General features: G+C 41.8%; 12 protein-coding genes. 6 read left to right on the top strand and 6 right to left on the bottom strand.

Translation table 11 applies throughout. The annotated features are described in order from the left end of the window. Positions 1-58 precede the first annotated feature (58 nt). The gene (locus ACDX78_RS18920; RefSeq protein ID WP_486029809.1) at positions 59-340 is read right to left on the bottom strand and encodes a hypothetical protein; all 282 of its coding nucleotides are present in this window, start codon (positions 338-340) and stop codon (positions 59-61) included. A 384-nt stretch (positions 341-724) separates the two neighbouring features. Beyond that, on the bottom strand, positions 725-832 hold the full coding sequence (locus tag ACDX78_RS18915) for a putative holin-like toxin (RefSeq protein ID WP_486029807.1): 108 nt from the start codon (positions 830-832) through the stop codon (positions 725-727). A 397-nt stretch (positions 833-1,229) separates the two neighbouring features. On the opposite strand from ACDX78_RS18915, the gene ACDX78_RS18910 reads away from it, so the two are divergent. Further along, complete coding sequence (locus ACDX78_RS18910) at positions 1,230-2,552, top strand: lysine N(6)-hydroxylase/L-ornithine N(5)-oxygenase family protein (RefSeq protein WP_486029805.1); 1,323 nt, start codon at positions 1,230-1,232, stop codon at positions 2,550-2,552. A 91-nt stretch (positions 2,553-2,643) separates the two neighbouring features. Here ACDX78_RS18910 and ACDX78_RS18905 read toward each other — a convergent pair whose 3' ends face one another. Next, complete coding sequence (locus ACDX78_RS18905; RefSeq protein WP_486029804.1) at positions 2,644-2,841, bottom strand: hypothetical protein; 198 nt, start codon at positions 2,839-2,841, stop codon at positions 2,644-2,646. A 936-nt stretch (positions 2,842-3,777) separates the two neighbouring features. Between ACDX78_RS18905 and ACDX78_RS18900 the strand changes: the two genes are divergently transcribed. Further along, a complete protein-coding gene (locus ACDX78_RS18900) occupies positions 3,778-5,037 on the top strand; it encodes a C40 family peptidase (RefSeq protein WP_486029802.1) in 1,260 nt (419 codons plus the stop codon). Positions 5,038-5,725: 688 nt separating this feature from the next. On the opposite strand, the gene ACDX78_RS18895 is transcribed toward ACDX78_RS18900, so the two are convergent. After that, complete coding sequence (locus ACDX78_RS18895; RefSeq protein WP_486029800.1) at positions 5,726-6,667, bottom strand: nuclease-related domain-containing protein; 942 nt, start codon at positions 6,665-6,667, stop codon at positions 5,726-5,728. A 538-nt stretch (positions 6,668-7,205) separates the two neighbouring features. On the opposite strand from ACDX78_RS18895, the gene ACDX78_RS18890 reads away from it, so the two are divergent. Beyond that, positions 7,206-7,607, top strand: a complete 402-nt coding sequence (locus ACDX78_RS18890; RefSeq protein ID WP_486029798.1) for a secondary thiamine-phosphate synthase enzyme YjbQ — start codon at positions 7,206-7,208, stop codon at positions 7,605-7,607. Positions 7,608-7,845: 238 nt separating this feature from the next. Here the strand turns inward: ACDX78_RS18890 and ACDX78_RS18885 are convergent, their stop codons facing one another. After that, positions 7,846-8,814 (bottom strand): NAD(P)H-dependent flavin oxidoreductase, encoded by a 969-nt coding sequence (locus ACDX78_RS18885; protein WP_486029796.1) that lies wholly within the window; start codon positions 8,812-8,814, stop codon positions 7,846-7,848. 334 nt (positions 8,815-9,148) lie between these two features. Continuing rightward, entirely contained in the window at positions 9,149-10,048 is a 900-nt protein-coding gene (locus ACDX78_RS18880) for a Cof-type HAD-IIB family hydrolase (RefSeq protein WP_486029794.1), read from the bottom strand. 494 nt (positions 10,049-10,542) lie between these two features. Between ACDX78_RS18880 and ACDX78_RS18875 the strand changes: the two genes are divergently transcribed. The 3 genes from ACDX78_RS18875 to ACDX78_RS18865 all read left to right on the top strand — a co-directional run bounded on the left by ACDX78_RS18875 (position 10,543) and on the right by ACDX78_RS18865 (position 15,909). Beyond that, positions 10,543-12,153: a glutathione ABC transporter substrate-binding protein gene (locus ACDX78_RS18875; RefSeq protein ID WP_486029792.1), complete on the top strand. Its 1,611-nt coding sequence runs from the start codon at positions 10,543-10,545 to the stop codon at positions 12,151-12,153. 157 nt (positions 12,154-12,310) lie between these two features. Continuing rightward, positions 12,311-15,313 carry a M14 family metallopeptidase gene (locus tag ACDX78_RS18870; RefSeq protein WP_486029790.1) on the top strand — a complete coding sequence of 1,001 codons (3,003 nt, stop codon included), beginning with the start codon at positions 12,311-12,313 and terminating at the stop codon, positions 15,311-15,313. Continuing rightward, the gene (locus tag ACDX78_RS18865; RefSeq protein ID WP_486029788.1) at positions 15,310-15,909 is read left to right on the top strand and encodes a pyroglutamyl-peptidase I; all 600 of its coding nucleotides are present in this window, start codon (positions 15,310-15,312) and stop codon (positions 15,907-15,909) included. Before ACDX78_RS18870 ends, ACDX78_RS18865 begins: the two co-directional genes overlap by 4 nt. Positions 15,910-17,038: the final 1,129 nt, after the last annotated feature.

Here is a 17,038-nt window from a genome sequence, read left to right as displayed (position 1 = left end):
GAATAGAGGAGCATGGGAAAATTTTCTCGTTCCCCTCTATTTTCTTATAACAATTCACTTATTTATTCTCCAGTTTTAAAGCATCCACGTATTGTTTACCCTCTACCAATGAAAGACCCAGCGTTTCCCGCGCCTTTTTCACTGCTTTTACATCCTTACCTTCATTAATTAATTTACGCAATTCATCATTGATTGGATTTTCTGGGATGTCTACGCTTTTGGAAATCTGGTTCAGCGTATACTTTATGTTTTTCAGTCGTCCATCAAGTTTTGTAACCGTGAGTATTAAATAGATTCCTATAATTAAAAGCAGCATGTCCATAAAACTGTATTCCATCATGTCAACTCCTCCTGGTGTCAATTCACCTTATCTTCAGCCCATTGTTTACACTAGGCTAATTTGTAGTATAATAAAAATATCGCTGGTTGTGAAGTGCTGCTCAGCATGAGTAACTGCATGTTTGCGTGGTTGACCGATATGTTGTTTTAATACGGTAGTAATCGTCTCACACTTGGGCAAAGCGGAGGACGATTATTTTTTTAAAAAAAATGATACTATAATGCAATTGGTGTATACTATAAATAGAAATGTAGTATAATAAAAGAAGCTGGATGCTTTAAGCACCCAGCAGAAGTAACTGCATACCACCTTTTTGAGTGGTTGACCAATGAATTGTTTTAGCATAGAAGTAATCGTCTCACACTTGGGCAAAGCAGAGGACGATTACTTTTTTCTTTTGATGACAATTGCTACGATTGCAACCATAGCTGTTAATCCTGTCGCCAGGAAAATTCCAAATTGGAATAGCATATTCATTGCATCATATGTCACTATACTAACACCCCCTTTCATACAGGAAGTGCCAACTGCCCATCCGCTTTATGCAGTTACTACGACTACTATATTACAGATCTTCCAATATAAATGCCACAAGAATTTATATATTGTTCTGAATTTGAACATAAGTGAACTCATTTGATTTGAAAGATCTCCGAGCCGCTCACCCCCTCCCTTTAACCAACAAACAGAAATCACACATCCCTCTTCGAAAAAAGTTGCCAAAACCGGGGAGTGACAAATACTTTTCGGTGGGGCGAGCATTTAGCGCAGTCTCAGGCACCGAATTCGAGCTACAAGCACATCCCTTCCATCTTTTTTCCAAAGCATATTAACCGGCAAAAAAGGGTACATTAAGCAAAAATGTACTTTACATAAGGGAAGTGGAAAAATGACGGATAAATTGCACGATATAATTGGTATTGGCATCGGACCTTTTAACCTTGGATTGGCGGCACTGCTGGATGATACCCCGGAACTGGATGCTGTCTTTTTTGATAAAACCGCAAAGTTTGAATGGCATCCCGGCATGTTAATTGAAGGGACAGTGTTGACGATCCCCTTTTTAGCAGACCTAGTCACTTTTGCCAATCCGACGAGCAGGTTCACCTATGTCAACTATTTACATGAACATAACCGCCTTTATGAATTTTATATTTCCAGTAAGTCCATGATTCCGCGCCGGGAGTATAATGATTATTTGCAATGGGTCACGACGCAGCTGGAGGGACTGCATTTCGGTTTTGAAGTTGTGGATGTGATTGATCATAAAAAAGCTTCCGAGCCGCATTATGAGGTCGTCGTAAGAAATACTTCCACCCAAAGCGAAACCTCTTATTTCGCCAAACATGTGGTCATGGGAACTGGGAGTGAGCCTTTGATCCTGGATGCGATGGAAGGAAACCCGGAATCAGATGTGCTGCATTCGAGCCGTTACATGTACGAAAAGGAAAATTTGGTGCAGTATCCTGAAATTGCGGTAGTGGGGTCCGGACAGAGCGCTATTGAGGTGCTCCTTGATCTGTTAAAGGAGCAGGAAAATAAAGAATTTCAATTGACGTTATTCACCCGCTCCAGCGGACTTTTCCAGCTGGAGAAGGGAGAGTTTGGTCTGGAGTTTTTCTCGCCTGATTTTGTGGATTATTTTCATGGTTTGAGCTTCAAAGAGCGGAATGAGACGCTGGAAACCTTGGGAACGCTGAGAAAAGGGATTAACCCGGATACATTAAGAGATTTGTACGAGACTCTGTATCATAAAACAATCGGGCAAAAAGAGCAGCCTGTAACAATCCAGCCGAATACCGAAGTTCAGCACCTCAGTAAAAAGCAGGACAAATATGTGCTTCATTGCCAGCAATGGCAGGTGGAAAATTCCTTTGACTATGAAACAAATAAGGTGATCCTGGCAACGGGTTATAAGCCCCATATTCCTGATTGGTTCTATGACCGTTTTGGGAAAAAAATAGCCTGGGAAGACGATAAGCGGTATAAGGTCACAAGAGATTACAGGCTTATTTTCAACGACCAAGCGGAGCGGGAGCACCATTTTTTCACCCTGACCAATTTGGAGCATTCTCATGGGACAGCTGCCACCAATCTGGGCTTATCTGTGCAAAGGAACATTCAGATCATCAATTTTCTTGCCGGACGGGAAGTATATCGAAATAAGCGGAACACGATCTTTCAGCAGTTTAGGATGAAGGATAGACGGTGAGTGGGATAGAGGTGCTTTGTTTGTTAAAACTATTTCATAAAACAGGGGCGAATACTGTTGGAAACTGAGCGGGGGGATTGCTGAAGTGAAGTCATAGATAATATGGCGTATTGTTACATTCATTTAATCTAGGTTTGAGTCTATAACCTTCATGATTTTCTTCCACTACTTTTAACCAGGCACTTTTTACCTCATCCAGGGGATCAGGGTTTTTATAATTTTCCAGCAAGCCTTTGGCTGAAGTTCTTATTATTACGTTTGCTCTGACCTGCACCTTTGTGTTTTTCATATGGATAAATCATCGTTTCCACTTCCTTATTATGAAGATTTTTAGGTGCGCGTGCTCGGACATAGTCTTTTTTATATTTTAAACAAAAAGAACACTAGTCAGCCAAGACAGAACAAATAGTTAAGCCTCTTCGCCCATAACAGTAATACTATTAAAAAGGAAAGAAATATTTATTAACCTTCATCCCCTTCTATCACTTTCTCCAAGTGGTCAAAAGTATATCTGTTTAATCCAGTTAATTGATAAGCTGTAGTATTTAATATTTTACTATCTTTGACATCGCCTAAAAAAATCGATGGTCTAGACGTGACTGTGCCGTATTACTAGAAAACTTGGCATTCGCCAGCTTTTGGGTGAATGCCTTAGTTACACTTATGCAGGGAAGAAAGTTTTTACACTTTCTTCCCTGCATAAATTGTCCGCCATTGTTTTTTATTACGTATTCTTCCAATTTCTTATTAACCGTACCATGGTAAATTTTTTGATATGGGGCTATTCATCTACAAGCGTAAAGGCACGAAATGCTTCCACATCTAATTTGCGATGTGTATTATTTAATGCTACCCTGCTTTGCATGACTAGAATTCCAATCTCACTAGTTAAATTTTTTATATAGTTAAATACCTCTTCACTGGAACTAACATATTGAAACCATTTTTCATCTAAAGCAAGATGCCCCCTAATTCGCTACCTCTCTCTTGCCTCGCAAATTTTCACAGCATCTATCCTAATCACTCGACAAACACCGACTTCCGTTCGACATATATTACAAATACATTACAAAACACCTAGTTATCTATCATTTTTTTGTCATAGTAGCTATAATAGAAATACTTTCTAGTATATTTTGGTAATCAGAAGCCATGCAAATTTTCATAAAATAGCATGCATATCGTTAATATACTTGTTATTTAACTGCATGAGGAGGTATAAAAATTGGCGAACAAGAAAATTATTTTTTCCGTAACAGCAAGTGCCGCAATCGCATCGGCTATTTTTGCAGCAGAAGAAGCAGAGGCAGCTTCTTATACAGTCGAGAGCGGAGATTCCCTGTGGACCATCGCACAAAATCATAACACATCTGTCTCCAATTTAAAATCCTGGAACAATTTATCCGGAGACACCATTTTTCCAAATCAGGTTATTAGCACAAGCAACAGTTCAAGCAGTTCATCCAGCTCTAATTCCAACTCAACTTCATCAAATTCACAATCTACATACACAGTAAAAAGCGGGGATACACTTAGTGGCATCGCTTCAAGGCACAATATATCCGTGTCTAATTTAATGAAATGGAATGATTTAAGTTCCACTTTGATTCATCCGGGAAATAAATTAGCTGTAAGCAGCGGATCAAGTGGTTCTTCCGGCAGTTCAGGTTCATCGGGTGGAAGCTCAGGGTCATCAGGAAGTTCCGGCAGTTCAACGACATACACGGTAAAATCCGGGGATACATTGTCACACATTGCTGCCAGTCATGGCGTTTCTGTTTCCAACCTAAAAAATTGGAACAACTTAAGCTCAGACTTAATTAGAGTGAATCAGAAGCTGAAAATCAACGGCAGCTCTGGTAGTTCAGGGGACTCAGGTTCATCCAGCGGTTCAGGGCAAACGGGAAGTGCTACTGTTTATACCGTAAAAGCAGGCGACAATTTATCAAAAATTGCCGCCAATCACGGGGTATCCGTGTCAAATCTGAGAAGTTGGAATAGCTTAAGTTCCGACTTGATTATCGTTGGCCAAAAACTGAACATCAATAGCAGCTCCAGTGATTCCGGAAGCTCAGGGGGCAGTTCGGGCAGCTCAGGTGGCGGATCTGCTGATGTAGACTATAACGTGGACAAGCTAATCAGCACAGCAAATAGCTTAACAGGAACACGCTACGTTTGGGGCGGCACATCAACGAGCGGGTTTGACTGCAGCGGATTTATTTATTATGCATATAAGGAAGCAGGCATGGATATCAGCCGCTTGTCTACCGACGGTTATTATAATCGTTCTTACTATGTAAACAAACCACAAGTCGGGGATCTCGTATTCTTTTCCGGAACTTACCGGTCAGGAATCTCGCATATGGGCATTTACGTAGGCAATAATCAGTTCATTCATGCGGGGTCATCAACAGGTGTAACGGTGACAAGTTTGGATAATTCATATTGGAAGAGCCATTTTGAAGGATTTAAACGATTTTATTAATATAATAGTTTATGTGAGAACTTCAGCGGATGCTGGAGTTCTTTTGATTGGGTGAGTGGTGGCTATATGAGCTATTTTTTAGGTTCGCGAGCAACTTTAGGTCGAGCGCGAGCTACTTTTCTGAGTTCGTGAGCAACTTTAGGGCGAGCGCGAGCTGCTTTTCTGGGGTCGTGAGCTACTTTAGGCCGAGCGCGAGCTACTTTTCTGGGGTCGTGAGCTACTTTAGGTCGAGCGCGAGCTACTTTTCTGAGTTCGTGAGCTACTTTAGGCCGAGCGCGAGCTACTTTTCTGAGTTCGTGAGCTACTTTAGGCCAAGCGCGAGCTGCTTTTCTGAGTTCATGAGCAACTTTAGGGCGAGCGCGAGCTACTTTTCTGAGTTCGCGAGCAACTTTAGGTCGAGCGTGAGCTACTTTTCTGGGGTCGTGAGCAACTTTAGGTCGAGCGCGAGCTGCTTTTCTGAGTTCGTGAGCAACTTTAGGTCGAGCGTGAGCTACTTTTCTGGGGTCGTGAGCTACTTTTCTGGGTTCGTGAGCAACTTTAGGTCGAGCGCGAGCTGCTTTTCTGAGTTCGTGAGCAACTTTAGGGCGAGCGCGAGCTGCTTTTCTGGGGTCGTGAGCTACTTTAGGTCGAGCGCGAGCTACTTTTTCGGCCTCATGAGCAACTTCAGCCAGGGTGCGAGTAATAAAGTTTATCTGCTTTCCCATCTTTTTTTATATGAATTATAAACTAGCTTTGACTTTTGTAGCAGCGTCTTTGATAAGTGGCGTGAATTTATATTTAACCACTTTCTATTTTCTTCATTTGTAATATAAGACCTTACCAATAATATATAATCTTCTAACGCCTGCTTATGTGCATTTCGATGCTTCTTCCTGCATCTCTCACACCACCACGCGCCGTACATTCGCTTCAGACCAATATATTTGCAAGCCGGACATTGTACCCCTGGCTTTAAGTCAGTAACGCTAATCTCGTGTTCAGCGATAATATCTCTATCCAATTCCACACACTCTCTCAGAATCATTCTAGCTATTTTATAATGATTTAATTCATCTCCCTTAAGCTGTGCCTCCATGTCCATAATCTGCTTCGGAATATATTCTGCATGGAACACCATTTTAGCAATAGATTCCTGATCTCCAATAACTTTTACGACTGTAGCTGGATCGCTGATGGCAACAAGCGGATAGATAGGAATATGTGCTAGATTATGCTGCTGCAGCCATAACTGGAGCTTCATTTTTTGAAGTTCTGCTTGGGTAATAGGATAGCGGTAGCCCTTTTCCGCCTTTCCATTATCACGGATTAGCTGTTTAAGGATGGCGTCGAAGGTAATTACGCCGCTGAAATTTTTACTTTCAATTGGAAAGATGGCATGTGGGGTAATAATGAGCGTGTCAAATTGAACGGTTTTTCCTTGAATCTTTAGGCCGATATCATACAGAATGGAAAATTGAGAAGCAAGCAGGTTCGTGTGATTATCCGTTTTTTTCTCGCCAACATATCCTTTCAACCTTCTATCTGCTTCTGCATGAATTTTTCTGACGCCGGGGACGTGGGGGCTGAGACGTGGGATGAGTCTTTCATACTTTTCCAAAGTCACTGGTTTGGGTCTGTTGCGTAATATCATAGCAATCTCCTTTTAGTTTAAAATAGGTATATCGTGTAAGAATTTATGAAAAAGCTGATATCAGCCATTGCTAACATCAGTGAAACCCAGGCTATTTATTCAATACGTCAGCAATTTTCTCTATTTCTTCCCTATTCAGCCCAGTAACATCAGCAATATCATCCTTGGGCATATCTTTTAATAACATCCTTTTTGCAGCTTTTTCCATTCCTTCTTGCCTCCCCCTTGTTTCACCCCTTTTTCAAAGTAAGAATTTGGCAAACGAAAAATGCGGTTTGCTTCCTCTTCTGGCAGCTGTTCTATTTCTTCTCTCCCTTGTTTTTCCTCCTCTTCATCTAATTTTAAATATGTTTTAGAAAATTGTATAGCTTTATTTTACTATACGAAAAAGGTTAAAATAATACAAAAGTGGAAAAATGCTTTTTGGACCTATTCACTATGGCAAAAAAACCAATTCCCTGAGGCAGATTTTGAGAAACCAAATGATATTTGCAATAAAATTTTCAACATCAGCTTTATTATAGAAAGGATGTACCACATGGAAAAAATATTTCAACTGCGCACTAACAAACATTCGGAAATGCTTGATATCACCTCGCAGCTCGAAAATTGGATTCAGGAAAACGGTGTGAAGGACGGGATACTCATTGTCACTTCCTTGCACACGACAGCTGGCATCACGGTCAATGAAGATGCGGATCCGGATGTGAAGACAGATATGCTTATGCGACTGGATGAGGTGTATCCGTGGGAGCATCCAAAAGACAGGCATGGGGAAGGAAATACAGCCGCTCACTTGAAAACGAGTACGGTCGGCCATGCACAGACGTTGGTGATTTCTGATGGGGAACTCGTTCTTGGCACGTGGCAGGGGGTTTATTTTTGTGAGTTTGACGGACCCCGGAGCAGGAAGTTTCATGGAAAAATTATTTCTTCCTGAATGAAAATAGAAATGCAGCCCTCCTATAAAAAGGTTGCATTTTCGTTATACGGCACCGTTTTTTTCTTCTTCCTTCTATTAAATAACTATTTAATGCGGCGAAACATTCAAGAGTTTTTCTGCATAACAATGGCAGGCTCGAGCTTCTGGATGCTTTTTTGATACGAACGGATCATGGCAATCGTAACGAACGGAAGAAAAATCCCTTCATCTCAAAGTATGAAGGGATACATTTTCCTTATTTTTTAGCCACAACCCTGTCAATCGCTTTCTGATAAGCGACTTCGAGCTCATCCACGACTTCTTTCACGGATTGGATTTTCGTGAGTGCTCCAACGCCCTGGCCGGCACCCCAGATGTCTTTCCATGCTTTGGCGTCTGTTTGGTTCATTTTGTCAAAATTAATTTCCTTTTTGCTCTCCAAGTTATTTGGATCCAGCCCTGCGCGCGTGATGCTTGGAATCAAGTAGTTCGCATTGATGCCGCTGAATGCGTCCGTGTATATGATATCATCGATGTTTGCATCAACCATCATATTTTTGTAATCATTCTCTGCAACACTTTCGTGGGTTGGGATAAAGCGCGAGCCCATATAGGCAAAATCTGCACCCATGACTTCCGCAGCCAGGATGTCCTCCCCCTTCGACAAGGCACCGGCCAGCACAATCGGGCCGTCAAAAAATTCCCGAACTTCATTAACGAATGCCACTGGATTGAGCTCACCACCGTGGCCGCCCGCTCCGCTTGCAACAAGCACCAGACCGTCGGCTCCTTTTTCAATCGCTTTTTTGGCAAATTTGATATTGATTACATCGGAAAACACGATGCCACCGTATTCGCTGGCAATTTCCACCGCAGGACTCGGGTCGCCGAGAGATGTAATGATCAATGGCGGCTGATATTTTTCCATCAGTTTCAGGTCCTCCTGATAACGTTTATTGGAGCGGTGGGTAATAAAATTGATTCCCCACGGCGCCATTTTTTGATCAGGATTGTCTTTTTTCGCCTGTTCCAGCTCAGTCGTGATCTCTTCCATCCACTCCGCTAGCATGTCACCGGTGCGCGCATTGAGCGCAGGAAATGTTCCCACAATCCCTTCCTTACATGCTTCAATCGTCATTTTCGGATTGGAGACAAGAAACATCGGCGCCATAATAACTGGTAGTTTCATAGATTTATTCATCTTTTGGACTTTTTCCTTTGTCATGGGTATGCTCCTTTTTATGTAGGCTAGTTCGACTGAATGTTCATTCATTTTCATAAAATTATAACACACTTAGATTAGGAGTTAAAGTTTAGGTTTATTAAGCACAATGTATTTGATGGAAAGAAGCTAAGATCATAATCATTTGGAAATCTACATTTTTTCATTTTTAGGGTGAGTTCTCGCTTTTGATAAAAGTTGTTGAAATCATTTGCCGTACGTAAAAAAAGCCTGTAAAGATATTTTCTTTACAAGCTTATAAGTGGCTGTACATAGCTTCGACACCCACTAAAGAAGTTGAATCAGGCTGATTCTCTTTTAATTTTGCATAAACCAATTAACTATAACTTTGACCTTCACTATTAACTTTTTTAATCCCCAAATCCGCCAATACCTCTTCTATAGCAAAAGCTACACCATTTTCTGTATTCTGTTTCGTTGTAAAATCACATAAGTTTTTTATTTCATCCGTGGCATTTCCCATAGCAACAGAACGGCCGGCTGCCTTTAGCATACTGGCGTCATTTAAATTATCGCCAATCGCCATAATATCTTTCATCTCTATACCAAGATTTTTTGCGTATTCCTCAAGCGCAACTCCCTTTTGTGCAGCTGTGTTATTAAACTCTATATTTATGTCCCCGGAGGAGGTGATGGCCATATTTTTTTCATTTATTAATTGTTTATGGACGTGATGAAGCTTGCTTTTTTCCATGGAAAACGCAAGGATTTTATATACACTAATATCTTTTCTAGAAAAAATGTCATCATAATTCTCGATAAACGCCACGTTCTCATATTGAAAACGCAATTCCGCCGTCTTTCGCAGTTCCTCTTCCGGTTTATTCGGATTGGCCGATTTTAATATATCAAGCATAACGCCTAAAAAATGTTCCCTATTTGTAGAAAAAACACCTTTATTCGTGAACACTTCAAAATATAAGTCATGCTTCCGGCATTCCTCATAAACCATTTGTACTTGGCTTTCATGCATCGGTACATCCCGAAGCAATTCTTTTTCCGCTGTATACGTGTTCGCACCATTCAATGAGATGATCGGCGTGCTTAATCCAGCGTGACGGAGCGGAAGATTTGCAGCACCAAAGCTTCTGCCTGTAGCTATAACAACCTCTATGCCATGATCGATTGCTTTTTTTATTGCAGCAGCATTTTCCTCACTGACTAGCCCATTTTCATCCAATAATGTTCCATCAAGGTCTGAAGCGATTAGTTTCATTTTGTATTTCTCCTTATCAACTTGGTTTTCGTGCGTATTTATCGCAGTGTAACTGGCTGGAAAGCGCCCACTTCATGAATGAAGGAAACTTAAGTGGGAGATCCAACAGCCAGTAACGGCCCGAATCATTCAAGGGCCTTTAGGTCATACCCTTGCGGTGCTAACATTCAACGGGGGAGGGAAAACGCAGACTAAAATCGCCACGTCCTGGATGACCTACGTCCTGTAGGCCTAACCCCCACTGAATGAAGTTTCACTTTATTATCTCATTCATTGCAGGAGTTATCCATTTTGAGCGTGTTTTCTACCATTATATCACTGCTGGAAATAAGACCTTTTCGAAGCATGACCCTTTCACTTTATAAAAGCAATTCGCAGCTTCGTTTTTCAAATTTTTGCAATGGAATTTCAATTGTTTTTTGTTAGGGAGTGGATTATAATAATATCTATCATTCTCATATTTACAAAAACATACACAAAAGGAGAAAACATCTATGAAATCGACTAAAAAAGTAATCGCTTACTTCACAATTGGATTATTTTTGACGCTAATACTTACAGCCTGTGCGAGCGAACCTGATGAGGACGCGGGAGGCGACACAGCGAACGATAACGATGAGACCGAGGAGAGTCAAGGCGGAGATTTGGTTATTTCCAAAGCTTCAGACGCTGTCTCCCTTGATCCGAATGGCTCGAATGATATCCCTTCCTATGATGTACAGATTAATATGTTTGAAACTTTGGTGAAACAAAATCAAGATATGGAATTAACACCAAGTCTTGCTGCAGCATGGGAAGCTATTGAAGAAAATATATGGGAATTTGAACTTCAAGAAGGCGTAACTTTTCACAACGGTTCAGCATTTAATGCGGATGTGGTGAAAATGAATATAGAACGGATACAGGATCCGGATGTAGCATCTTCACAAGCATCGTTATTTGAAATGATCACTGATATAGAAGTCGTGGATGACTATACGATCCGCTTTACTACAGAATATCCATTTGCATCACTCCCTGCCCATCTGGCGCACCCTGTCAGCGGGATGGTTGCACCGGATTTAATTGATGAGGATTATGAAGCGATGGAAAATGGGGCAGAACCTGGTTCAAAAATTAATGAGAATCCCATTGGAACCGGATATTTCCAATTTGATGAATGGGTTCCGGGAGATTTTGTCCGTTTAACGAGAAATGATGACTATTGGGAGGAACCTGCTAAACTTGATTCTGTGACTTTTAAAGTGACTAGTGAAGACTTGACACGGGTGGCAGAACTGCAAACCGGGGATTCTCATATAACGAATCCGCTCAGTCCGTCCGATGTAGAGCAAGTTGATGCACATGAGGAAGCAAGTGTACAGCAGCAAGACAGTGTGAGCCTGGCGTATATCGGATTCAATATCAATAAAGAGCCGTTTGATGACCAGCTTGTCCGCCAAGCCATTTCCATGGCCGTCAATAAAGAAAATATTATTGAAGGCATTTATGATGGATATGCCGTACCTGCTGCAGGTCCTATTCCTCCAGGTGTGCTTGGCTATGATGAAAATGCTACTGGACTTGATTATGATGTGGACAGAGCAAGAGAACTGTTGGCTGAGGCAGGATATGAAGACGGTTTTGAAACAACCATCATGACGAACGATGATAGAGAGCGTATTGATTCAGCTACAAATGTACAAGCGCAACTGGCAGAGATCGGCATTGAGGTTGACATTGAAGTACTCGAATGGGGTGCCTACCTGGAAGCAACTGCAAATGGCGATCATGAAATGTATGTGCTCGGCTGGGTAACAGGTACAGGTGATACAGATTATGCATTATACCCGTTGTACCATTCGCAAAATGTCGGGACACCCGGAAACCGGACTTTCCTAGAAGATGATGAGGTAGACAGTTTATTGGAAGAGGGCCGCCAGACCTTTGATGAAGAAGAGCGGCATGACGTTTACCAGGAACTTCAGGAAAAACTTGTGGATCTTTCACCAAATATTTATCTTCATTACACCGAATATCTGCTTGGTGTACGAGATGAGGTAAAAGGTTTAGAGCAGCTGCCAACCCAATATTTAATGCTGAAAGATGTTTACTTGGAAAATTAATTCAGGATAAAAAGCTAGAGACGAAGCTAGAATTGGTTTAATATTATAGTAGAATCAAACCGCATGAAATCCAAGTGTTGAATTCATGCGGTTTATCCATGTCATCCGATTTTTTCGGTTACATTATTCCGCAAAACAATGGTAAGCAGGTGAGGATATGAATGACTTAAGAAATATGTGGGAAATCGGCGGATTTGTGGAAGATCAGAATCATGACGGTGTGGCTGATCAGGTAAATCTTTGGATCAAGTTCGATAAGCATGTAGTTGTTCCGGGGCTTATTGATTTTTGTGCCCGGTTAGGCTTTGAAACAACCAGTCTTTCCTTTGAATTTTTTCTTGAAAATAGCCGTTATACGCATAAACTGGCCTTTGTGCAAAGTGACGAACAAACGGCCATGGAATGCCAGACACCTAATGAAATCACGGTTTTTTACGAAGACCCGGAAAGCTTATCTGCATTGCTTCGTTTTTTAGCGGGCAAATGGCATAGGAATTTCATGCAAAAAGATGCTCCTGTCTCCAAAGTTTTATTGGACGGTGATGCCATTGTTATCCATGATGAAAAATGGCCGTTGGATCAAGCTCCTGCTCCTTCAGATATAAATTACCAAGTAGACAGTTTGACAGAGGTTTGGCAGGATACCGGATTCCTACACGGACAGGAACCGAGTCCGCATAATCAGCAAGCGATTACTTTTCATACGACGGAAGGCTTGTCGGAACTGGCCTGGACAGAAATTTGTTACGGCGCAGCAAGAGTCGGCATGGAATCGACAGCGCTTGCTTTTCCAATGACAGGAAATCTATCAGTACATCCTTTCACACTTCATTTTGAAGCAAACAAAGATGAAGAAGCAGCCATAGCATTAATAGATAATGGCGTTTATTTTACAGGGAATAATGATGCCTTGGAAAATGCAATTTCTTATTTTTTCCGAGAAAAAAATTGGCATTTCCAAGGTCATTTCGGTTCGTGGGAGCGGTCCTTTCATACCGCTGCCAATGAGGAAAAAGAATTATTTCATCTCACCTGGAGCGATGAAGGAGAAGTTGCGGAACTGGATAGGCTTATTCAGCAATTGGAAGGAAAAGTGAATCAAGCTGAACCAAGCCGTATGACCGTTTATTTATCTGATTCCAAAGAGATCAGGGATCATACCCGTGAAAAAATCCAGAAAATGTTTCCTCAAAGTGAAGTGCGTGTAAGATCTGCATTTAAACCAGGATATTTTTGGGTAACCGAAGAAATATTACCCCGTCTAACTGCATTGGACGGTGATATTGACGCTGTTACTATTTATTGTTTAGAAGAAAAAAGGGATGACGGACTGGAGCTGCCTATTCGCTGGATTCAGGAAATGTACCCGATCGATGAAATCATCGCGCAACAATTAAATATCGATGCCTCCAAAGTTCAATTTGAACTAACCGGAGAATTGGATGCTACATACCGATTAATCGCGAATAACCGTAATGGAGAGGCTTTATTGGAGGCTACCATTTCCATTCCTGTATCCAAGGTGCCTTATGTGGAAAAAAATACATACAGCTATCCGACTACCAGCTATTTATACGTTGAGCAGCATGGAGAAGTCCTGGAAACATCCATCATTCAAACAGACCGAGAACGTTTTTATTTGTATTACACGGAAGAAATTCTGCCAAAACTCTGGGAGAAATCGGATGAATCCGATGATACGAGCTGTACATTAAAGCCTTTATTTGACCGTATTGAAATCAAGGCAAGCATGAGTGAAGAAGAAATGAAAATTCCTGTTGCCGAAGAACGTATTTCTTCACTGGAAGCCCTGCATGAGGATATCTATTTTAATACACTGGATTATTTTCATGTGAAAGGGGAAGAAGCGGCGGGCAAAGCATATATCACGCCGGGCGGAGTCTATCCTTTTATGAAAGTGACACCCGGTGGGAAGCCAAGCGCAGAAATAACGGTTTATCAATGGGGAGAACGTGAAAGACCGGATATTGTGACGAAAAGACTCGGTTTCCAATATGGACACAGGCACCCGTTATGGGCGGAATGCTTTGTTGATGGAACGCCGCAAAAGGTCGCGCTCGATAAACATAAGGAAAACGGTTTTGTACCTTTGCCGGATGATCTTCCAAGACCGGAATCAGCACAGATACGTCCATGGTTGGCAGATTATTCCTACCGTGGCAGACCAATCTTTGTTTATGAGCTTTTTCAAGATATAAAGGAAGATTTTTATTCCGCCATCAAGCTCTCGGTGCATAAGCCGACAGTGCTTATTGAAACAGGCCATCATGCGAATGAAGTTTCCAGTACACCGGGTGTGATGGAGATGCTGGATGATTTGGATAAGGAACATCCGGAAATTTTAAAACATCTGAATCTCGTGGTGATCCCACGCGCCAATCCGGATGGAACCGCACTACAGCAGCAAATGGCAGTGGATAATCCGGAGTGGAAGCTTCATGCGGCAAGGTATAATGCGGTGGGACTGGAATTCTCTCATGTGAGATACAAAGACACTGTGTTTGGTGAAGCAAATGTGCTTCCTAAAATCATGGACCGGTGGGCGCCGGACATCCTCATTGATAATCACGGCATCCCAAGCCATGAATGGACACAGCCTTTTGCCGGGTACCATATTCCGCCGAGATTTAACATGTCCTTCTGGATTCCAAGTGCCATGCTGTACGGCATAGCCCGTCAGCTAGATGCGGAAAAATATCCGCAGCATACGGATATATTAAATAAGATCACAGCGTCCATCCAGGCAAAGGTCAGCAGAACAAAAATTCATGAACTAAACCAATACTGGCTGGACAGATACAAGAAATATGGCCATCAGTTTATGCCGGAACTATTCCCGATTGAACTGGTAGAGGAATTTATTTTTTATCAATGGAATGCAAAAGCACATCCGGCATCAACAAATGGGATTGAGCGTTTCCCTGACTGGGTGAGCGCCGAATTAATATCCGAGGCGGCCGATGAGACCGTGTACGGGGAGACATTGGAAATATGCAAAGAAGGGCAGCAGCTGTTTGATTTAGGTGCGGTTGATTGGATTAATAAAGATGTCCAGGCTATCCGGAAAACATATGAAGAAAATAATGTAAACATCAAACGAGCGCGTCCGCTGAAAATAAAAAGAGGTGGAAACGAATGAAGAAATTATTATTAACGGGGTTTGAACCCTTTTTAGATTATCCGATCAACCCGACAAGGGAGGTTGTCAAAAGTTTATCCGGGAAGGTCATCAATGATTTTGAAGTTCATGGAGAAATTTTGACAGTTGATTTTGCCAAAAGCGGCGAGCAGCTTTTGGCAACGGTGGAAAAGATAAAGCCGGATGCCATCATTTCCCTCGGATTGGCTGGCGGCCGGCATAAGATGACACCGGAGAGGATTGCCATCAACTGTAATGACGGCCCCGCGGATAATACAGGATGGAAGCCAAACGGGGAAAAGATTTTCGCCGACGGCAAAGATGGAATTTTCACGACACTCCCTATTGATCAAATGGTAAAATACTTGACCGAAGCTGGATTACCCGCAGAGATATCAAACACGGCAGGAACTTACTTGTGCAACAATGTAATGTATCACGCGCTGTATTATATTCGGAAAAATCAATTGTCCCTCCCGGCCGGTTTTATTCACATCCCTGCTTCCCATGAGCTGGCAATCGAGCAAAAGAAAGGGCCAAGCTGGTCTCAGGAGGATTTAAATCGCGCTGTAGCGTTGTGTATTGCGTGTTTGTGAGTTTAGGAGCGGGACTTTGAGAGGATTAGAGTTATGGAATATTTTTTGGGGATCTATATGACATGTGCTATAGATTCCCGCCCTCTCCTTCCCGTTCATACAAGTTATGTGATTACAGAACAAGAAAGGGCCAATGCCGCTTCTATTCTTAATAGATAAAAACCAATAAATCATAAGAAATATAAAGACCCAAATGGTTTTTCCATATCAACAAGGTTACTCTATGGATCTTATCATTCAATATTGATCACCACCCCCAATTCATCCATCGGGGTAAATTCTATTTAAAGGAAGCCTCTTCGAAAGGAATAACAAAAAGCGTGCTTTATTACCGCTCCAAATAACGTGACTCTTTGCCCTTCCCTGTCAAACCAACTTTATTTTCATCTATTTTGTCAATAAATTGATAGGATCCCATGAGACGTTATACTTCCATCAGTTTCGTTTTAATCGAATACAGATCCGGACTTATATCCCCTCCGCAACTTTATTGTCGATATTTCCCGGGAAATAAAGATTGTCTTTTACCATATATGACAAAGTTTATGCTTTAAAATTGGGAATTATATATGAACTGTTATGATGAGGAAATAAACAGTAACCGTGATTGATATATAAATAGAACATTGCTTTACTTTTTTCAAAAATGAGGCAATGAAATGAAAAATGTTTAGACGGTTATCGGGATGCTGGAACACATCATTGATAAATCGGATAAACACTTGGACAGACTTCGGCAAATTTTTGGTGAACAACAGCGGATACGCAAAGAACCACAACCCCATTGTGGTAGGGCTTGAAGTAAAGGGATTTATCAGGAGCAGCATTTACATTTGCTCTGCACCTATTTTTCGACACAATTCGGGGAGTGACAGGCATTTCGGTGGGACGAGGAACCACTGTACCGTAGTCCCAATGCTTTCGGTGGGGCGAGCATTTAGCGCAGTCCCAGGCACTCCCCGATAATATTTATGAAGGCAGGAAGCTCCGATTTCATTCCCACCGCAGTCAACCATGTATCACAAAAAAGCTATACACCACGGAGAATGAAAATAGTTATTGGTTGGCGATACTGATGCTACGGCTGGATGAGGAAGGTCGAAACTCCTTGGTGCGTGAGAGCCCTTTC

Origin of the sequence: Virgibacillus oceani (assembly GCF_041521345.1) — a bacterium.
Classification (GTDB): domain Bacteria; phylum Bacillota; class Bacilli; order Bacillales; family Amphibacillaceae; genus Virgibacillus_N; species Virgibacillus_N oceani_A.
This window is presented reverse-complemented; position numbering and strand designations above follow the sequence as displayed.